The following is an 18,513-nucleotide window of genomic DNA, read 5'->3' as shown; positions in this document are numbered from 1 at the left end:
TTCGTTAAGTACCTCATGTGACTGGGACGGAACGAGACCGCCGCGGGGTTGCATCCCGGACCGTTCACAGAACGACGGTCCGGGTGCCGAGCGGCTCGGCGAGTTTCACCGGCAGGACGGCGTAGCGGATCACCTGCGGGCACATCTGCCCCGGCTTCCCGTGGTCGATGGTCACGGTGACCACGACCCGCTGCGTGTTCTCCTCGGCGAGGTTCGCCCTCGCCTCGTCGCAGCCGCTCAGTTCGAGGTGCACGTTCAGGCCGCTGTTCTCGGCGCTGACCTGAGCGGGCAGTTTGGTCTCGACCTGCGACGGCGGCAGCATCTTGTCCGAGGGCGGCGGGCCGGCGGTCGGCCGCGACATCGGTGGTTTCGCTCCCGGCGGGCTCGCCGGGAGCGAGGTGGGCAGATCCGAAGGTGTGGTGACTGTGGTGACGATCGGAGGGGTGCTCGTGTTCGCCGGAGCTCCGGGGCCGCCCGCCCCGCAGGCCGCCGTCGCGGCGAGCACGAGCCCCGCGCCCAGCGTCTTCGCTGCGTTGTTCATGGCTTCAGGACGGAACGAAGCTCACCGAGGGTTGCGTCAACGCTGGGCCGCGCGGCCGCGGACCAGGCCGAGGATCACCACCCCGGCGAGCGTCATGGCCAGCAGGAGCACGGTGCTCGCCGACGCCAGGAACACCTGGCCCCGGTCCGTGAGCGCGAAAATGCTCGCGGGCAGCGTGCGCCAGTCCGGTGGATACAGCATCATCGTCGCGCCCAGTTCGCCCATCGACATCGCCAGCGCGAGGCTCGCCGACGCCGAGATCGACGGCAGCAGGACCGGCAGCCGCACCCGCAGCAGCACGCGGACCGGCGACGCGCCGAGACTCGCCGCGGCCTGTGCCAGCAGCGGGTCCATCCGCGCGATGGCGGCGGAGACCGTGCTGTAGGAGAACGGCAGCAGGATCATCACGTGGCCCAGCAGCACGATCCAGCGCGTGCCGTTGAAGGCGAGCGGCGGACGGCTGAAGGCGACCAGCAGCGCCAGCCCCAGCACCACCGACGGCACGGCGATCGGCAGGTGGAACAGGGTGTCGACGGCTTTCCGGACCCGGTCTCCAGCGGACTGTGCGGCGAGCGCGGCCCACGTCCCCAGCAGCACCGACACCAGCGACGCGATGACACCCGTCTGGATGCTCACCGAGAGGCTCGCGAACGTCTCCCCGGACAGTGCCTGCGCGAAATGCGAGCCGGTGAGCGCGCCCGGCAGCAGTCCCGTCCAGTTCCCGGCGACCGACGCCAGCACGATCATCAGCAGCGGCGCCAGCACGATCGCGGTGAACAGCACCGCGAACACCGCCCACAGCAGGACGCGGCTACGCCTGGTCCACAGCAGCACGACGGCCTCCCTTCGTCAGACGCCGATAGGTTCCGTACAGGGCAAGGGAGAAGACCACGTTGACCACCGCGATGACACAGGCCTGCGGGAAGTCGAAGGTGACGATTCCCTTGCCGTAGACCAGCATCGGCAGCGTCGTGACATCCTTGGCGCCGAGGAACAGCACGATGCCGAACTCGTTCATCGCCAGCAGCATGGTCAGGCACGCGCCGGAAGCCAGTGACGGCAAGGCCTCCGGCAGGATGACCTGGCGCAGCACGCGGCCCGGTTTCGCGCCGAGACTGGCCGCGACCTCCATCTGCGCCGACGAGACCTGGCCGAACGCGGCGAGCGCGGGCCGCATCACGAACGGCGTGTAGAAGGTGATCTCCGCCAGCAGGATCCCGAACGGCGAGTACAGGAACCCGCCCGCGCCCAGGATCCCGGCGCTGCCGTAGATGAAGGTGAACGCCAGCGCGATGAGGAACGACGGGAACGCGAGCACGGTGTCCACCAGCCGCGAAAGCGTCCGCGCGCCGGGGAACGGCACGAACGCGATCACCAGCGCGAGGAACGTCCCCAGCACCACGCAGCCCGCGGTGGCGCCGAGCGCGAGCGCGACGGTCTTCCAGGCGGCGTCCCGGAATTCCGCCGAGCCCAGGACGTCCAGCCACACCGAAAACCCGAACTCACCCGTCTTCGATTCGAGGGACTGGAGGACGACCAGCACGAGCGGGTAGCCGAAGAAGCCGAGCAGGACGAGCACCGGCGGCAGCAGGAACCAGCCGCGCCCGGGTCGCTTCTCCCGCCGCCGCGCCGGTGCCGCCGCCGTGGTGGCGAGCGCGAGGCCGGTCATCCGACGCCCACCAGCGGGCAACCGTCCGGAATGGACACTCCGACCCGCTCCCCCACTTTCGGCAGCCCTTCGATGTCCGGTACTTCGGCCCGGACCTCGTCCCCGTTGTGCGCGAGTTCGAGGTCGAGCCGGAAGCCCGTGCCCCGCCACTGGACGCCGCGCAGCACCGCGGGCAACGCACCGGGGGCGTCCGCCTCGGTGATCCCGACCCGATGCGGCCGGACGCCGAGCGCGACGGGCTGCCCCGCCCGGAAGGTCCCGGACGGATCGGCCGCCAGCTCGCGGTCACCGAGCCGGACGCGGGTGCCGTCGGCGTGGATCAGTTCGACCGGGATGAGGTTGGAGGCGCCGAGGAAGCTCGCGGTGAACTCGGTCGACGGACGCTGATACAGCTCACGGCTCGGGCCGAGTTCGACGAGCTTCGAGTCGCGCATGACGGCGATCCGGTCGGCCAGCGCCAGCGCCTCGCCCTGGTCGTGGGTGACGTAGATCAGCGTGGTGTCGGGAAGTTCGGCCCGCAGCCGCAGCAGCTCCGCGACCATGTCCTCGCGCAGGGCGGCGTCCAAAGCGGACAGTGGTTCGTCGAGCAGCAGCACCCGCGGCCGGATCGCCAAGGCCCGCGCGAGCGCGACGCGCTGCTGCTGCCCGCCCGAAAGTTCACGCGGGTAGCGGCGGGCGTACTTGCCCATCCCGACCAGTTCCAGTGCCTCGGCGACCCGGCGCGCCGTCTCGGCCCGAGGTGTTTTCCGTGCCTTGAGGCCGAACGCGACGTTGGCCTCGACCCGCATGTGCGGGAACAGCGCGTAACTCTGCACGACGACGCCGAGGCCGCGCCGGTGCGGCGGTAGTCCGGTGACGTCCTCGCCGTCGAGCAGGACCCGGCCGGTGCTCGGCACGACGAAACCCGCGAGGGCCTTCAAGGCCGTCGACTTGCCGGAACCGGACGGCCCGAGCATCGCCAGCGTCTCCCCTCTCGCCACGGTGAGCTCCAGTGGCGAGAGGGCGGTCGTCTGGCCGAAGCGGACGGACACCCCGCGGAATTCGACCGCCGGGGTCATCGGCCGACGGCCTTCTTGTACGCGGCGAGGTCGGCGTCGAGCTTCGCGAGGACGGCGTCCCAGTCCGGCTGCCAGATCTCGACGCCGTCGAGGGCGGCCTTCACCTTGTCCGCCCGCGGCCCGGACGGCGTGACGTCGGTCCGCGACGGGGCGCCGAAGGCGTCGACGACCTTGCCCTGCACTTCGGACGAGAGGAGGAAGTCCAGGAACTTCTTGGCGTTCTCGGCGTGCGGCGCGTTGTTCACCAGGCCCGCGTAATACGGGAGGGCGAAGGTGGAGCGCTTGCCCTGCGCGTCGGCCGGGAAGAAGACCTCGAAACCGCTGCTCTTCTCGATCGCGGCGAGGTTCATCTGGACGTCGCCGTTGGCCACCAGGATCTCGGCCTTGGCCACCTTCGGCTGCAGTTTGCCGGTGGAGGACGACGGGCCGACGTTGTTGGCTTCGAGCTTCGCGAGGTAGTCGAGCGCGCCCTGGTCGCCGAGGACGTGCTGGAGCTGCAGCAGGACCGCGGTGCCGTCGCCCGCCTCGCCGGGGGTCGAGTACTGGAGCTTGCCCTTGAGCGACGGGGACAGAAGGTCGTCCCAGGTCTTGGGCGAGGCCTGCGGGTTGCGGATGAAGCTGAGGTAGTTGTTCATGATCGCGAAGTAACGGCCCTGGCCGTCCTTCTGCCCGGCGGCGACCTGGTCGATCCCGGCGGGCGCCGTGGCGGCGAGCAGGCCCTGCGACGCGGCCCGCTGGATGAACGGCGGGAGCGTGACCAGGATGTCGGCCTGGGTGTTGGCCTTCTCCTTCTCCACCCGGGAGGCGACCTCGCCGGATCCGGCGGTCACCGCCTGGACGGTGATCCCGGTCTTGGCCTTGAACTCCTCGATGCGCTGGGCGTACCAGTCTTCGAGACCGTCCACTGTGTACAGCGTGACGGTCTGGTCGCCGGACGCGCCACCGGCGGTCCCGCCGCAGGCGCCCAGGGTGAGGGCGAGCAGCCCGGCGAGGGCGGTGGCCGCGAGTTTCTTCATGTCGTCAAAGCTCCTTTTAGGACAGCAGGGTGGGGAGGTCGCGGACGGATTCGAGGACGTGGGTGGCGCCGGCTGCTTCGAGTTCCGGTTTCTTCGCCGATCCGGTGAGCACGCCGGCGACGATCGAGGCGCCGGACCGCAGCCCGGTCTGGACGTCCGAAGCGGTGTCACCGGCGACGGCGACGCGGCGGACGTCGGTGATTTCGAGCCGCAGCGCGGCAGCGAGGACGAGGTCGGGGAACGGGCGGCCGCGCACTCCGTCGCCCGGCGCCAGCACGGCGTCGGCGAGGCCGTGCCAGCCCAGCGCGTCCAGGATCGCGTTCTGCGTGGCAGGAGCGAAACCGGTGGTGAGCGCGACCTTGACGCCGCGGGCGCGCAGGTCCTGGATCGTCTCCTCGGCGCCGGGGATCGGCTCGCAGTGGCCGTCGGCGACGAGTTTCTCGTAGGCGTCCTGGAAAGCGGTGTTCGCGCGCTGGGCGCGTTCCTCGTCCCCGTCGAGCAGGGCCCGGAAGACGACGATCTTGGACTGCCCCATCGTTTCGACGACGTAGTCGAGCATTCCGGGGAAGCGGCTGTCCTCTTCGGACACTCCGGCGGCGGCGATCGCGGCGGTGAAGGCGCGGATGACCAGGCCGTCGTCGGCGACGGTGGTCCCGGCCATGTCCAGGACGACGAGTTCGGTGTTCACCAGGAGAGCTCCTCTGCGGTGTCTTCGGCGATGGCGGGGGAACAGGTCATCCCCCGGCCACCCGGTCCGGTGACGAGCCACGCGTTGTCCGCGACGCGGGCGCGGTGCACGATCCGGGTGGGGTCGGTGGTCTGGGCGTAGACCCCGGCCCAGCGGCGGGCGATCCGCGGGAGCGGCCGTCCGAGCAGCGCGCCGGCGACCTCGGCCAGATGGTCGTACGGGGCTTCGGTGGTGTCGAACGAGAAGGGCTCGTCGTATTCGTGGGTGTCGCCGATGGTCAGCGAGCCGTCGAGACGCTGGACCATGAGCAGCTGCATCTTGTGGGCCGCGGCGATCTCACCCTGCGGCTGCCCGGTGTTGAGGCCGTCGAGCGCGTCGCCGCGGTATGCCGGGTAGTAACGGAAGCTGTCCGCGTCGGCGACCGTGGTGGTGAGGGTTTCCCCGAGCGGCTCGGTCTGGGCCATCTGCAGCCGCACGCGGCGGACCGGGGCCGGCCCGGCGAGCTCCTTGACCAGGCCCCCGGTCCAGGCTCCGGTGCACAGCACGACGACGTCGCCTTCGTGGGTCTCACCCGTGTCGTCGACGACGCCGCGATCGGTCAGGTCCCGGATCTCGCGGCCGGGCACCCAGGTGTAGCGGCCGGATTTCGCCAGCTCGGCGCGCAGGGCGGGCTGGGCGACGCGCGGTTCGACGGCGGCGTCGCGGTCGCACCAGAGCGCGCCGAGGAAGTCGCCGCGCAGCGCCGGGTTCAGCTCGCGGATCTCGGTGGCGTCGAGCAGCTTGAAACCGCGGTCCTCCGTGCTCGCGGCCGCGGCCTCGGCGACCGCGAGTTCGGCCTCCGTGCGGACGACGGTGAGTGAGCCGTTCGGCCGGAAGCCGATGCCATCGACGCGTTCCCCGATGCGCTCCCACAGCACTCGCGCCCGGGCGGCCGTCTCCAGTTCGGGACCACTGGCGCGGCCACCGACCCAGACCAGGCCGAAGTTGCGCACGGACGCGCCCCTGGCCTCGGGTTCGCGTTCGATCTGGACGACGTCGTGGCCGCGTTCGACGGCCTGCCAGGCGTGCTGAGTGCCGAGCACTCCGCCGCCGATGATGAGGATTCGCACACCGCAGACGCTCGCCTGCGCGCACCAACGCTCCGTGACCCAGGTTCTAACTCCAGGTGAAGCGCCACCGAAATGTGGACCAGACCTGTTATCTTCGCGTTACATTACCCTCGCGTTTCGCCCTCTAAATGCGGTCGTTGAAACCGCAAATATCGCGTTCAGAGGACCAAATGCGGCAGGTGGCTACTCCACGCGGCCCAGCCGGGTCTCGAAGGAGAGCCGGTCGCCGCGGAACAGTGACCGGACGCGCTCGAACGGGACACCGTCGGGCCCCCACGACGTCCGGTGCATCAGCAGCATCGGCAGCGCCGGGTTCGTCCCGATCAGCAGAGCCTCCCGGGGCGTGGCGAGCACGGTCTCGACCCGCTCCTCGGCGCCGTCGAAGACCACCCCCAGCCGTTCCCGCAAACAGGCGTACAGCGACTGTGTGGGATCGAACACATCCATCAGCGTCGGGAATCGCGCGGCGGTGAGATAGGTCGATTCGAGCCCGACCCGCTCGTCGTCGGCGAGCAGCACCCGTTCGATGTGGATGACGTCGTCTTCGGGATCGATTTCCAGTTCCGAAGCCAGCGACGGGCCCGCCTCACGGCGTTCCAAAGAGATCAAATTCCGGCCCGGCTGAATACCCTGCCTCCTGAGTCCTTCGGTGTAACTCACCAGAGCGAGCGGCTGGACGAGCTTGGGGCCCGCGACGTACGTGCCGCTCCCCTGCCGCCTGCTCAGCCGCCCTTCGAGCACGAGTTCACCGACGGCCTGGCGGACCGTCGCGCGGGAAACCTCGAATCTTTCGGATAGTTCCCTTTCAGTGGGCAGTACCGCTCCTTGGCCCAATTCGGAGATCACGTCGAGCAGATCGACTTTGACCGCGTAATAGCGGGGAATGCGGCCGTGCTCGGGAATTCCGTCCCGGACCGGGCCGTCGGCGGGGGGATGCAGTCTAGGCGAACGCGCTTTCACGATCCAGATCCTAGGCCCGATTCCCCATGCCTGTACTGACCCGAACGAAGTGTTCATGCCACGCTCACACTCGTGGCCGAAAGGGCACCTCTCGACAGGCGTTCAGCCTTCCGGCGGTTCCGGCGGCCGCCCGTCCAGGAGTAGAGGCGTTGGGCGCTCCGGACTACGCCATTGGTCGGCAGGCGGGCACGGACGTCCGTTAATCACCACCATCGGCCGAAAGATCCGAAGAAAGTTGGTTGTCCCGGTGTATGCCCACCTGCTGTAGTCAGTTGGCCGCAGTCAGTCTCCCTGCCTCCACTGTGGACAGCCGGAAGGAATGAACCCTTGAACATCAAGCGTCGGTTCAGCCTGCTCAAAAAGTCCCTGATCGCCGTCGCGGCGGCCGGAACCCTGGCGGGTCTCGCCACGGCTCCGCAAGCCGTCGCCGCGCAGCCGCCGTCCACCGACGTGGTCGGTGGCACTCGCGCCGCTCAGGGCGAATTTCCTTGGATGGTAAGGCTTTCCATGGGTTGCGGCGGTGCGCTCTACACCCCGCAGATCGTGCTGACGGCCGCGCACTGCGTGTCGCGGACCGGGGCCAACACGGGGATCACCGCCACCCTCGGCGTCGTGGACCTGCAGAGCACCGCGGCCAAGAAGGTCAAGTCGACCTACGTGCACCGGTCGCCGACCTACCCCACCTCCACCGGCGGTGACTGGGCCCTGATCAAGCTCGCCAGCCCGGTCAGCGGCATCCCGACGCTGCCGATCGCCACCAGCACCGCCAACAACAGCGGCACGTTCACCGTCGCCGGCTGGGGCGCGGCGACCGAGGGCGGGGCGCAACAGCGGTACCTGCTCAAGGCCAACGTCCCGTTCGTCTCCGACTCGACCTGCAAGGCGCAGGGCGGCAGCTACGCCGACCTGATCGACAGCGCCGAGATCTGCGCGGGCAACGTCGCCTCCGGCGGCGTCGACACCTGCCAGGGTGACTCGGGCGGCCCGATGTTCCGTCGCGACAGCGCCGGTGCCTGGATCCAGGTCGGCATCACCAGCTGGGGCGAGGGGTGCGCGCGGGCGCACGCTCCCGGCGTCTACACCGAGGTGAGCACCTTCGCGACCGCGATCAAGAACGCGGCCGCCGGTCTCTAGCCTCTCGCACGGTATGCCCTGAAAGCTCCCTTCACCACAACGGCGTGGTGGAGGGGGCTTTCTGCTTTCGGAAGCCTGGACGGGCGCAAGGGACTTTCCGCACATCGCACGCACTGAAAGTCCCCTTCACCTCGCTCTGCGAACGTGGTGTCGCGAAAGCCACTTTCGGGACGTCTGATGTCTCGAAAGTGGCTTTCGCGACGTCCGAAGCGGCGGTGAGGTGTCGGGCGGGGTAGCCCTGCGGCGGGTAGGCGCCGACGCGTTGCGAGAGCCACTTTCGCAACGTTCAAGGTTGCGAAAGTGGCTTTCGCAACCCTTCCCGGGAACCGCCAACCGGCGGAGTCGAAGCGAAGGGGGACTTTCCCCGCATCTCACGCGGGCAAAGTCCCCTTCAGCTCACCTGACACGACGTCAGCGGGTCTTGTCCAAACGCGACAGTGTCTCTTCGTAGCCCGACACCAGTTCCGCGATCACGTCGGCGACCGGGCGCACCCGGTCCATCCGCCCGACGATCTGCCCCACCGGCATCGAGACCACGCTCGGATCCGCCGCGTGGTGGATCCGGTTGTGCGCGTGGGAGACCAACAGGTTCTGCAACGGCATCGGCAGCGGCTCGGGCGCGTCGGGCGCGGCCCACGCCTCGGTCCACCGCGTCTTGAGCAGCCGCGCCGGTTTGCCGGTGTAGATCCGCGTCCGGACGGTGTCGGACGACCCCGCCGCGACCAGTGCCCGCTGCATCGCCTCGGATTCCCCCATGGTTTGGAGGTATTCCTCGGTGGCGAGCCAGAAGGAGCCCATCCAGACCCCGGACGCGCCCAGCGCGAGCGCGGCCGCGACCTGCCTGCCCGAGCCGATCCCACCGGCGGCGAGCACCGGCACGCGGTCGCCGACGGCGTCCACCACTTCGGGCAGCAGGACCATCGACGCGATCTCGCCGGTGTGCCCGCCCGCCTCATAACCTTGTGCCACAACGATGTCGACGCCGTTGTCGACATGCCGCACGGCGTGTTCGGCCTTGCCCGCCAACGCCGCGACCGGCACGCCCTTCGCGTGACACTGCTCGATGACGTCCACCGGTGGTGACCCCAGCGCGTTCGCGATCAACCGGATCGGGTGTTTCAGCGCGACCTCGACATGGGACCGGGCGACCGAATGCAGCCAGCCCAGCACACCGGCGCGTTCGTCGGTGTCGTCCGGCAGCGGCGGTACCGCGAGGTCGCGCAGCGTCCGTTCCACGAAGTCGCGATGCTCCTGGGGAATGTGCTTCGCGAGATCGATCGACGTCCCTTCGGCCGGGATCTTCGCCGGCATCACGATGTCGACGCCGTACGGCTTCCCGCCGGTGTTCTCGTCCATCCAGGACAGGACGGCGTCGAGCTCGGCCGCGTCGTTGAACCGCACGCAACCCAGCACGCCCAGACCACCCGCCCGGCTGATCGCCGCGGCCACGTGCTCGGACGGGGTGAACCCGACGATCGGCAGGTCGATCCCGAGCCGGTCGCACAGAGACGTCCGCATGAAACTCCTTACGCCGGTTGGATGGTGACGGGCTCGTGCTCGGCGGCGTAGCGCTGCGCCCAGGGATAGTCCGGTTTCCCGCTGGGCGAGCGCCCGATCTCCTCGGCGAGCCAGAGACTGCGCGGCACCTTGTAGCCGGCGATCTCGGTCCGCACGTGGGCTTCGAGCGCGGCGACGTCGAGCTCCTTGCCCGAGCGTGGCTGGATCACCGCGGCCACCCGCTGGCCGAGCCGGTCGTCGGGGATGCCGATGACGAGTGCGTCGAAGACGTCCGGATGCGATTTGAGCGCGCCCTCGACCTCTTCCGGGTACACCTTCTCGCCGCCGGTGTTCACGCATTGCGACCCCCGGCCGAGCAGGGTCACCGTGAGGTCTTCCTCGTAGCGCGCATAGTCACCCGGGACGACGTACCGCTTGCCGTCGACCTCGACGAAGATCTTCTCGGTCTTCGCGGGATCCTTGTAGTACCCGAGCGGGACGTGCCCGCGCCGGGCGATCAGGCCGATCGCGCCCGGTTTCGGCTCGACCAGCGCGCCCTCGTCGTCCACCAGGATCGCGTCCTTGCCGAAGTTGACCCTCGGCCCGGCGGAATGATCGCTGTCCTTGCTGACCATGCCGATGCCGGTGAACCCGCTTTCGGACGAGCCGATCGCGTCGGTGATCACCACATGCGGGAGCAGCGACAGGAATTCCTGCTTCACCGACTGGGAGAACAGGGCGGCGTGACTCGACACCGCCACGATCGACGACGCGTCGTAGTCGCCCTCGCGGTAGGCGTCGATCAGCGGCCGCGCCATCGCGTCGCCGACGATGGTGAGCACCTGGACCTTGTTGTCCTGCACGGCTTTCCAGACCTCGTGCGCGTCGAACCGCGGGACGAACACGACCGGGCTGCCGGTGAACAGCGCGCCGAACGCGGCCCACTGCGCGGCACCGTGGATCAGGGGCGCGGCCGGGAGCCGGACCAGGCTGCCCGACTTGCCCTGTTCGGCGAGCGTCCATTCGTCCGGGACGTACTCGCCGGTGACGAAGTTGATGCCGCCGCCGAGCGCGCGCCAGATGTCCTCGTGGCGCCACAGGACACCCTTGGGATAGCCGGTGGTGCCGCCGGTGTAGAGGATGTAGATGTCGTCGGCACTGCGCTCGGCGAAGTCCCGCTCGGGGGAACCCTCGGCGAGCGCGGCTTCGTAGTCCACGCCGCCGTAGGACGAGTAGTCGCCGTCGCTTCCGTCTTCGACGACGACAACGTGTTTCAGTTTCGGGGTTTCCGGCAGGACGGCGGCGACCTTGTCCGAATACCCGCGTTCGTGGACCAGCGCCACGAGGTCGGCGTTGTCGAACAGGTACCGCAGTTCGCCGTGGACGTAGCGGTAGTTGACGTTGACCGCGATCGCGCGCAGCTTGTACGCGGCGATCATCGATTCCAGGGCCTCGATCGAGTTCCGGGAATAGACACCGATGTGGGATCCGGGTCCCACGCCGTGTGCGGCGAGGTGGTGCGCCAGCCGGTTGGCGCGCTCTTCCAGTTCGGCGAAGGTGACCCGCCGATCGCCGCAGACGACCGCGATGCGCTCCGGCACGGCGTCGACGGCGTGCTCGAGTAGATCCGCGATGTTGAGTGCCACTTCCTCAAAGTAGAACATGTTATCGTTCTGGGCAATGGCCGCTCTATGGGAGGTTCAGGTGGGCGAACCGCATGCGCTGGTGGAAAAGATCGGACACACCCTCGTGGTCACGATGAACCGACCGGAGGCCCGCAACGCGCTCAGCGGCGAGATGCTCGGGATCATGGTCGAGGCGTGGAACCGGGTCGACGAGGACGACGACGTCCGGTGCTGCGTGCTCACTGGAGCGGGCGGCGCGTTCTGCGCGGGCGCGGATCTGAAGTCGATGTCGAAGAACTCGCCGTCCGATTCGTTCGAGAAGGGCACCTTCGACCCCAGCAAGATCGAGGGACTGTTGAAAGGGCGGCGGCTGACGAAGCCGTTGATCGCGGCCGTCGAAGGACCGGCGATCGCGGGCGGGACCGAGATCCTTCAAGGTACCGACATCCGCGTCGCGGGCGAGAGCGCGAAGTTCGGCGTGTCCGAGGCGCGGTGGAGCCTGTTCCCGATGGGCGGTTCGGCCGTGCGGCTCCCCCGCCAGATCCCGTACACCGTCGCCGCCGACCTGCTGCTGACCGGACGCCACATCACCGCGGCCGAGGCGCTGGAGATCGGCCTGATCGGCCACGTCGTTCCGGACGGCAAGGCACTCGACAGAGCGCTGGAACTCGCAAGCCTCATCTCCGCCAACGGCCCCTTGGCGATCCGCGCGATCCTCAAGACGATGCGCGACACCGAGGGCATGCACGAGGAAGAGGCCTTCAAGCTCGACGCCCAGTACGGCATCGAGGTCTTCGCGAGCGAAGACGCGAAGGAAGGCCCCCGCGCCTTCGCCGAGAAGCGCAAGCCCGTCTTCCGAGGCCGCTGACTCCCGCGTTTCGTCCTCTGGATGCGGTAGTTCGCCGGCGAACTACCGCATCCAGAGGACGAAACGCGTCAGGGGGCGCGGTGGCCCTCCCAGTACGGGTCGCGGAGCTTGCGCTTGTAGAGCTTCCCGTTCGGGTCGCGCGGGAGTTCGGGCAAGTAGTCGACGGAACGCGGGAGCTTGAACTTCGCCAACCGCGACGCCGCGTACTCGAGGATCTCCGCGGTCAGCTCCTCGGAGGGCTCGACCCCGTCCGCGGGCTCGACGACGGCCTTGATCGCCTCGCCCCAGTCCTCGTGCGGGACACCGAACACCGCGACGTCGGCGATCTTCGGATGCATCACCAGCTCGCCCTCGATCTCCGCCGGATAGATGTTGACCCCGCCCGAGATGATCAGGTCCGCCTTGCGGTCGTGCAGGAAGAGGTAGCCGTCCTCGTCGAGATGCCCGACGTCGCCGAGGGTGAACAGGTCCCCGACCCGCGCCTTGTCCGTCTTCGCCCGGTCCTTGTGGTACTCGAACTTCGAGTCGCCCATCTTCATGTACACCGTGCCGGTCTCACCGGCGGACAGCTCCGTGCCCTCGTCGTCGAGGATCTTGATCGTCGAACCCGGCCACGGCAGCCCCACCGAACCCGGTTTCTTCAGCCATTCCTCGCCCGAGATCGCCGTCCCACCGCCTTCGGTGGCCGCGTAGTACTCGGTGACGACCGGGCCCCACCAGTCGAGCATCCGGCGTTTGACCTCCAGCGGGCACGGGGCGGCGCCGTGGATCATCACGCGCAGCGAACTCAGGTCGTAGGCCGCGCGGACGTCGTCCGGAAGGGCGAGCAGGCGGCGGAACTGCGTCGGGACCATATGGCTGTGCGTGACGCGGTGCCGCTCGATCAGCCGCAACATGTCCTCGGCGTCCCAGCGGTCCATCAGCACCGCGGTATGGCCCAGCTGCAGGGAGATCGCGACGAAGTTGAGCACGGCCGTGTGATAGAGCGGCGATCCGCACAGATGCACATGGGCGTCGTGCGGCGCCAGGCCGAAGATCCCGAAGAACCACGTCGACGCGGCCGGAACGGAGTCGGGGTCGGCGCCGGTCAGCGGCCGCCGGACACCCTTGGGCCGCCCCGTGGTACCCGACGTGTAGAGCATTGGCGAGCCCGCCGTGCGCCGCTCCGGACGGCCGTCGCCCTCACCGGAGCCGAGTTCCTCGATCCGGCGGAAACCCTCGACGTCGCCGACGGCGAACCGGCCGCGTTCCGGGATCCCGGCCTCGTCCGCGGCGGCGATCGCGACGTCGGCGAACCGTTCGTGCGCGAGGAAGGCCTTGGCGCCGCTGTCGGACAGGATGTACGCGACCTCCGGCCCGACCAGATGCCAGTTGACCACCACGATGTACAGACCGGATTGGATGGCGGCGAAATAGGCCGCCACGAGTTCGTCGCCGTTGGGCTGCAGGACGACGACCACGTCCCCGGCCTCCAGCCCGAGCGCCTGCAGCCCCCGGGCGTACGCGTTCGCTTTCGCGGCGAGGTCCCCGTAGCCGATCGAACGGCCGTCCGGATCGACGAGCGCGACCCGCTCGGGCTCCTGCGCGGCGATATTCCAGACCCCAAGGGTCCCGGTAGCAGTCGACATACCGCGAATCTAGAACGCGTTCCACTCAAGGGCAACCGCCAGCCAAGCCTAGATGGCCGATCTTGCCGAGAAATCGAGAACATGTTTCACTCAGAACGTGAGCGCACCTGAACTCCCGCTGTCGGCCCCGCTCAACGTGGGCTTCGACTACACGCGTTCGGTCGGCCCGGTACTCGGCCGGTTCGTCGACGCCCTGCGCGAGCGCCGCGTCGAAGGCGTCCGGGGCAGCGACGGCCGCGTCCACGTGCCCCCCTTGGAGTACGACCCCGTGACCGCCGAAGCCCTGTCCGAGTTCGTCCCGGTGGCCTCCGAGGGCGAGATCGTCTCCTGGTCCTGGATCGCCGAACCCGTCGACGGCCAGCCGTTGTCACGGCCGTTCGCGTGGGCGTTGATCCGGCTCGACGGCGCCGACACCTCGATCCTGCACGCCGTCGACGCGGGCACGCCCGGAAGAGTCCACACCGGACAACGCGTGCGGATCCGCTGGGCGGACGAGACCGTCGGCCACATCCGGGACATCGCCTACTTCGTCCCCGCCGACGGGCCCGACACCGAACCCACCGAGGCGCCTCCCCCGGTCGCGAAACGCGAGGAGGGCGCGCCGGTCAGCGTGGTGATCACGCCGATCCACCTGCGCTACGAGCATTCCGCGTCGCCCGAGGAAAGCCGGTACCTGCGCGGGCTCGCGGAGGGGAAGCTGATCGGCCAGCGCTGCCCGTCGTGCGAGAAGGTCTACATCCCGCCGCGCGGCGCGTGCCCGACCGACGGCGTGCCGACCACCGACGAGGTCGAACTGCCCGACACCGGCATCGTCACCACGTTCTGCATCGTGAACGTGCCGTTCCTCGGCCAGAAGATCAAACCGCCGTACGTGGCCGCGTACATCCTGCTCGACGGCGCGGACATCGCGTTCCTGCACCTGGTCCTCGGCTGCGACGCCGCCGACGTCCGGATGGGCATGCGGGTCCGGGCCGCGTGGAAACCGCGCGACGAATGGTGGACCTCGCTGGAGAACATCGGCCATTTCGAACCGACCGGCGAACCCGACGCGCCGTACGAATCCTTCGCCCACCATCTGTGAGGACCACCGTGCCAGATGTAGCAGTCGTGGGCTTCGCGCAGGCCCCCAACGTCCGCAGCACCCCGGGCACCACCAACGGCGTGGAAATGCTGGTGCCGATCTTCGCCGAGGTCTTCGACCGCACCGGTCTGTCCAAAGAGGACATCGGGTTCTGGTGCTCGGGTTCCTCGGACTACCTCGCCGGCCGCGCGTTCTCGTTCATCGCCGCGGTCGACGCCATCGGTGCCTTCCCGCCGATCCACGAGTCGCATGTCGAGATGGACGCCGCGTGGGCGTTGTACGAGGCGTGGCTGAAGATCCGGATGGGCGAGGTCGACACGGCGCTCGTCTACGGCTTCGGCAAGTCTTCCGCCGGGCAGTTGCGCCGGGTGCTCGCCCTGCAGATGGATCCCTACGTCGTCGCGCCGCTGTGGCCGGATTCGGTGAGCGTCGCCGGGATCCAGGCGCGGCTGGGGCTCGAATCCGGGCTCTGGTCGGAAAAGGATCTCGCCGAGGTCGCCGCCCGCAGCCGTGCGGACGCCGCGGGGAATCCGGCCGCACAGCTCTCGGGAACGGTCGAGGTGGCGGAGCTTCTCGATGCCCCGTACTTCGCGGATCCCTTGCGGGCCCACGACATCGCGCCCATCACCGACGGCGCCGCCGTGCTCGTGCTCGCCTCGGCGGAACGGGCGGCGGATCTCGTTGACAGCCCCGCGGTGATCACCGGGATCGAGCACCGCGTCGACTCCCCCGCGCTCGGTGTCCGGGACCTCACCAAGTCGCCCTCGACGGCGGCCGCCGGACGGGCACTCGATCTCGACGGCGTCGAGATCGCGGAACTGCACGCGCCGTTCACCCACCAGGAGTTGATCCTGCGTGAGGCGCTCGGCCTCGGCGACCAGGTGCGGATCAATCCCTCCGGTGGCGTCCTGACCGGCAATCCGATGTTCTCGGCGGGGCTGGCGCGGATCGGCGAGGCGGCGAACCGCGTCCTCGACGGCAGCGCGCGCAAGACCCTCGCCCACGCGACCAGCGGCCCCGTCCTCCAGCAGAACCTGGTCGCGACCTTGGAGGTCCTCTCGTGAAGCACCTCGCGGCCGTACTGGGAACCGGCCAGACGCACCACAAGGCCAAACGCACCGACGTGTCCATGCCCGGCCTGCTCCGGGAGGCCATCGACCGCGCGATGCTCGACGCGGGGACCGGCTGGGACGACATCGACGCGGTCGTCCTCGGCAAGGCGCCGGATCTGTTCGAGGGCGTGATGATGCCCGAACTGTTCCTCGCCGACTCGCTCGGCGCGACCGGGAAACCGTTGCTGCGCGTGCACACCGCGGGTTCGGTCGGCGGGTCGACCGCGCTCGTGGCGGCGTCGCTCGTGCAGGCCGGCGTGCACAAGCGGGTGCTGACCGTGGCCTTCGAGAAGCAGTCCGAATCGAACGCGATGTGGGGCCTGTCGATCCTGCCGCCGTTCCAGATGCCGGTGGGCGCCGGGGCGGGCGGCTATTTCGCGCCGCACGTGCGGTCCTACATCCGGCGATCCGGAGCGCCCGACCACGTCGGGGCGATCGTCGCGGCCAAGGACCGCCGCAACGGCGCGCTGAATCCGTACGCGCATCTGCGGCAGTCCGACATCACGGTGGAGTCGGTACAGGCGTCGCAGATGCTGTGGGATCCGATCCGCTACGACGAGACCTGCCCGTCGTCCGACGGCGCGTGCGCGATGGTGATCGGCGACGAGGCGTCGGGCGACGCCGTTCCCGGTGGCGCGGCGTGGATCCACGCGACCGCGATGCGCACCGAACCGACCACGTTCGCCGGACGCGACCAGGTCAACCCCCAGGCCGGCCGCGACGCCGCGGCCGCGTTGTGGCGCGACGCCGGGATCACCGACCCACTGTCCGAAGTGGACGCCGCCGAGATCTATGTGCCGTTCTCGTGGTTCGAGCCGATGTGGCTGGAGAACCTGGGGTTCACCGACGAAGGTCAGGGCTGGAAACTCACCGAAGCCGGCGAGACCGCGCTCGGCGGGCGGCTGCCGGTCAACCCTTCGGGCGGCGTGCTGTCGTCGAACCCGATCGGGGCGTCGGGGATGCTGCGGTTCTCCGAAGCGGCCAAACAGGTGATGGGCCGGGCCGGGGACTACCAGGTCGACGGCGCGCGGATCGCGCTCGGGCACGCGTACGGCGGCGGTTCGCAGTTCTTCTCGATGTGGGTGGTGGGGTCGGCGAAGCCCGGTTCCTGAACCAGCGACCGTCCGATGTCAGGAAAGGGTCGTTCAGGACGTTTTTCGTCCTGAACGACCCTTTCCTGACACGCCGAGCCGCGCCGGCAAGCGCTCCCTCAGCCGCGTTTGGCTTCTTCGACCTTGCCCCGTCTGACATACAAGCGGATCCTGTTCGGCCGGTGGTCCAGGGTCACGAATTCGTGGCGTTCCCGGTCGACCACCTGGACCTCGAACCCGGCGGCCTCGCATATCGAGCGCGCTTCATCCACCCGCGAACCCTCGAGATCGGCCAGAGACGGTATCCGGTCACTCGACATCGAATCCTCCTTCACCTCAGGGACGGCGGCGCGGCCGGAGGCGTTGCGCGGCCAAGGTCGCGACCACCCCGGTCACCGCGCCCACCAGCACCGGCTTGAGCCCGTGCCGATCGGGCGCCGCCACCACGGGCCGGACCACGACGGGCGGGGGCGGCCGCACCGGGTCCGGCGGGGCGTCGCGCGCGGTCGCCGTCCAGGCTGTCACGAACACCAGCATCCGGGCCACCAGCGAGATGAAGAAGATCAGGCCGATGATGGAGCCGAACGCGACCCCGGTCGGCGAGTTCCCGATCAAGCGCAGATAGATCCCACCGGCCAGCTTCAGGAGTTCGAAGCCCAGCGCCAGCGCGACCGCGCCCCGCATCGCGCTGCGGACCCCGACCGGTTTCCGCGGCAGCCGCGTGAGCACCCAGAGGAACACGAGCCAGTTGGCCAGCAAGGCCAACGGAATCGAGATCGCCGACAGCACGTTGTGCCCCCAGGCGGTGTCGTCCACCCCCGCCAGCCCCAGCAGGTACCGGCCGAGCGCGGACCCGGAAATGGTGATGGCGAAGGACACCAGCAGCGCGCTCGCGAGGCCGAGCAGCGCGAGCAGGTCCGCGGCGATCGTGCGCAGGAGCGGGAGATCCGACCGGTTCTGGCCCCACAGCGCGGTGAGCGCGTCGCGGAGCGAGTTCATCCAGTTCCAGCCGGAGTACAAGCCGATGATCAGACCGATGATCCCGACGCTGGTGCGCTGCTCGACGAATCCGGTGAGAAGCTCCCCCGCCTTGTCACCGAGGCCGCCGGGCAGGGTGCCGGTGATCGCGTTCAGCATCGACTCGATCAGCTGCGGCTGGCTGGCCAGCACGAAGCCCGCCACCGAAACCGCGACCATGAGGATGGGCACCAGCGAGAACAGGCTGAAATAGGTGATCGACGCGACGTAGTGGTAACCGCCGTACTCGATGTAGCGGTTCACGGCCCGCGCCACGTGGTCCAGCCAGCGGTGGCGGGCACGCAGCCGCTGCCATTTCGTCGGTGTTCGCTTCTCCCTCACACGCCAATGTCTACCTCAGAGCGGGTTGGCGGAGCTGGAGACTCACCCTCAAAGCGGCCGAACGCGTGAAACGGCCC

18 protein-coding genes are annotated in these 18,513 nt (G+C 69.1%); 5 read left to right on the top strand and 13 right to left on the bottom strand.

Annotated elements, in window-relative coordinates:
• Window positions 1–64: 64 nt before the first annotated feature.
• The 8 genes from ACOCEP_RS23930 to ACOCEP_RS23895 form a co-directional block, all read right to left on the bottom strand.
• Entirely contained in the window at window positions 65–541 is a 477-nt protein-coding gene (locus ACOCEP_RS23930) for a hypothetical protein (RefSeq protein WP_482331220.1), read from the bottom strand.
• 36 nt (window positions 542–577) lie between these two features.
• Entirely contained in the window at window positions 578–1,375 is a 798-nt protein-coding gene (locus tag ACOCEP_RS23925; RefSeq protein ID WP_482331219.1) for an ABC transporter permease, read from the bottom strand.
• Window positions 1,353–2,210, bottom strand: a complete 858-nt coding sequence (locus ACOCEP_RS23920) for a 2-aminoethylphosphonate ABC transporter permease subunit (protein WP_482331218.1) — start codon at window positions 2,208–2,210, stop codon at window positions 1,353–1,355. The genes ACOCEP_RS23925 and ACOCEP_RS23920 overlap by 23 nt, the downstream gene beginning before the upstream one ends.
• The gene (locus tag ACOCEP_RS23915) at window positions 2,207–3,268 is read right to left on the bottom strand and encodes an ABC transporter ATP-binding protein (protein WP_482331217.1); all 1,062 of its coding nucleotides are present in this window, start codon (window positions 3,266–3,268) and stop codon (window positions 2,207–2,209) included. The genes ACOCEP_RS23920 and ACOCEP_RS23915 overlap by 4 nt, the downstream gene beginning before the upstream one ends.
• Entirely contained in the window at window positions 3,265–4,284 is a 1,020-nt protein-coding gene (locus ACOCEP_RS23910) for a 2-aminoethylphosphonate ABC transporter substrate-binding protein (RefSeq protein ID WP_482331216.1), read from the bottom strand. Before ACOCEP_RS23910 ends, ACOCEP_RS23915 begins: the two co-directional genes overlap by 4 nt.
• A gap of 16 nt (window positions 4,285–4,300) precedes the next feature.
• Window positions 4,301–4,975 (bottom strand): phosphonatase-like hydrolase, encoded by a 675-nt coding sequence (locus ACOCEP_RS23905; protein WP_482339805.1) that lies wholly within the window; start codon window positions 4,973–4,975, stop codon window positions 4,301–4,303.
• Complete coding sequence (locus ACOCEP_RS23900) at window positions 4,969–6,081, bottom strand: TIGR03364 family FAD-dependent oxidoreductase (RefSeq protein ID WP_482331215.1); 1,113 nt, start codon at window positions 6,079–6,081, stop codon at window positions 4,969–4,971. Before ACOCEP_RS23900 ends, ACOCEP_RS23905 begins: the two co-directional genes overlap by 7 nt.
• A 183-nt stretch (window positions 6,082–6,264) precedes the next feature.
• A complete protein-coding gene (locus tag ACOCEP_RS23895; protein WP_125687912.1) occupies window positions 6,265–7,041 on the bottom strand; it encodes a GntR family transcriptional regulator in 777 nt (258 codons plus the stop codon).
• 327 nt (window positions 7,042–7,368) lie between these two features.
• Between ACOCEP_RS23895 and ACOCEP_RS23890 the strand changes: the two genes are divergently transcribed.
• Window positions 7,369–8,175, top strand: a complete 807-nt coding sequence (locus ACOCEP_RS23890) for a S1 family peptidase (protein ID WP_482331214.1) — start codon at window positions 7,369–7,371, stop codon at window positions 8,173–8,175.
• A 411-nt stretch (window positions 8,176–8,586) separates the two neighbouring features.
• On the opposite strand, the gene ACOCEP_RS23885 is transcribed toward ACOCEP_RS23890, so the two are convergent.
• On the bottom strand, window positions 8,587–9,693 hold the full coding sequence (locus tag ACOCEP_RS23885) for an NAD(P)H-dependent flavin oxidoreductase (protein WP_037343648.1): 1,107 nt from the start codon (window positions 9,691–9,693) through the stop codon (window positions 8,587–8,589).
• Window positions 9,694–9,701: 8 nt separating this feature from the next.
• Window positions 9,702–11,318, bottom strand: a complete 1,617-nt coding sequence (locus tag ACOCEP_RS23880) for an acyl-CoA synthetase (RefSeq protein WP_482331213.1) — start codon at window positions 11,316–11,318, stop codon at window positions 9,702–9,704.
• Between the two features lie 58 nt (window positions 11,319–11,376).
• Here ACOCEP_RS23880 and ACOCEP_RS23875 point away from each other — a divergent pair, with 58 nt between their 5' ends.
• Window positions 11,377–12,165 (top strand): crotonase/enoyl-CoA hydratase family protein, encoded by a 789-nt coding sequence (locus ACOCEP_RS23875; protein WP_482331212.1) that lies wholly within the window; start codon window positions 11,377–11,379, stop codon window positions 12,163–12,165.
• 68 nt (window positions 12,166–12,233) lie between these two features.
• Here ACOCEP_RS23875 and ACOCEP_RS23870 read toward each other — a convergent pair whose 3' ends face one another.
• On the bottom strand, window positions 12,234–13,793 hold the full coding sequence (locus tag ACOCEP_RS23870; RefSeq protein WP_482331211.1) for an acyl-CoA synthetase: 1,560 nt from the start codon (window positions 13,791–13,793) through the stop codon (window positions 12,234–12,236).
• Between the two features lie 52 nt (window positions 13,794–13,845).
• On the opposite strand from ACOCEP_RS23870, the gene ACOCEP_RS23865 reads away from it, so the two are divergent.
• From ACOCEP_RS23865 to ACOCEP_RS23855, 3 genes are read left to right on the top strand one after another with little or no spacing between them, the layout of a single operon-like run.
• A complete protein-coding gene (locus ACOCEP_RS23865; protein ID WP_482331210.1) occupies window positions 13,846–14,874 on the top strand; it encodes a Zn-ribbon domain-containing OB-fold protein in 1,029 nt (342 codons plus the stop codon).
• An 8-nt stretch (window positions 14,875–14,882) separates the two neighbouring features.
• Window positions 14,883–15,938: a thiolase domain-containing protein gene (locus tag ACOCEP_RS23860; protein WP_482331209.1), complete on the top strand. Its 1,056-nt coding sequence runs from the start codon at window positions 14,883–14,885 to the stop codon at window positions 15,936–15,938.
• Window positions 15,935–17,098 carry a thiolase domain-containing protein gene (locus ACOCEP_RS23855; RefSeq protein ID WP_482331208.1) on the top strand — a complete coding sequence of 388 codons (1,164 nt, stop codon included), beginning with the start codon at window positions 15,935–15,937 and terminating at the stop codon, window positions 17,096–17,098. The genes ACOCEP_RS23860 and ACOCEP_RS23855 overlap by 4 nt, the downstream gene beginning before the upstream one ends.
• Window positions 17,099–17,196: 98 nt before the next feature.
• On the opposite strand, the gene ACOCEP_RS23850 is transcribed toward ACOCEP_RS23855, so the two are convergent.
• Together ACOCEP_RS23850 and ACOCEP_RS23845 are read right to left on the bottom strand one after the other, a co-directional pair.
• Window positions 17,197–17,397, bottom strand: coding sequence for a hypothetical protein (locus ACOCEP_RS23850; RefSeq protein ID WP_482331207.1), 201 nt, complete (start codon window positions 17,395–17,397; stop codon window positions 17,197–17,199).
• A gap of 16 nt (window positions 17,398–17,413) precedes the next feature.
• Window positions 17,414–18,436: a YhjD/YihY/BrkB family envelope integrity protein gene (locus tag ACOCEP_RS23845; RefSeq protein WP_482331206.1), complete on the bottom strand. Its 1,023-nt coding sequence runs from the start codon at window positions 18,434–18,436 to the stop codon at window positions 17,414–17,416.
• Window positions 18,437–18,513: the final 77 nt, after the last annotated feature.

The organism is Amycolatopsis sp. CA-211722, assembly GCF_056828465.1.
The sequence above is the reverse complement of the archived record's forward strand: the minus strand, read 5'-3'. Positions and strand labels throughout refer to the sequence as shown.

Coding starts and splice junctions, on each gene's coding strand:
- ACOCEP_RS23930 (WP_482331220.1), bottom strand. CDS start 541: ATGAACAACGCAGCGAAGACGCTGGGCGCGGGGCTCGTGCTCGCCGCG.
- ACOCEP_RS23920 (WP_482331218.1), bottom strand. CDS start 2,210: ATGACCGGCCTCGCGCTCGCCACCACGGCGGCGGCACCGGCGCGGCGG.
- ACOCEP_RS23915 (WP_482331217.1), bottom strand. CDS start 3,268: ATGACCCCGGCGGTCGAATTCCGCGGGGTGTCCGTCCGCTTCGGCCAG.
- ACOCEP_RS23910 (WP_482331216.1), bottom strand. CDS start 4,284: ATGAAGAAACTCGCGGCCACCGCCCTCGCCGGGCTGCTCGCCCTCACC.
- ACOCEP_RS23885 (WP_037343648.1), bottom strand. CDS start 9,693: ATGCGGACGTCTCTGTGCGACCGGCTCGGGATCGACCTGCCGATCGTC.
- ACOCEP_RS23870 (WP_482331211.1), bottom strand. CDS start 13,793: ATGTCGACTGCTACCGGGACCCTTGGGGTCTGGAATATCGCCGCGCAG.
- ACOCEP_RS23865 (WP_482331210.1), top strand. CDS start 13,846: ATGGCCGATCTTGCCGAGAAATCGAGAACATGTTTCACTCAGAACGTG.
- ACOCEP_RS23850 (WP_482331207.1), bottom strand. CDS start 17,397: ATGTCGAGTGACCGGATACCGTCTCTGGCCGATCTCGAGGGTTCGCGG.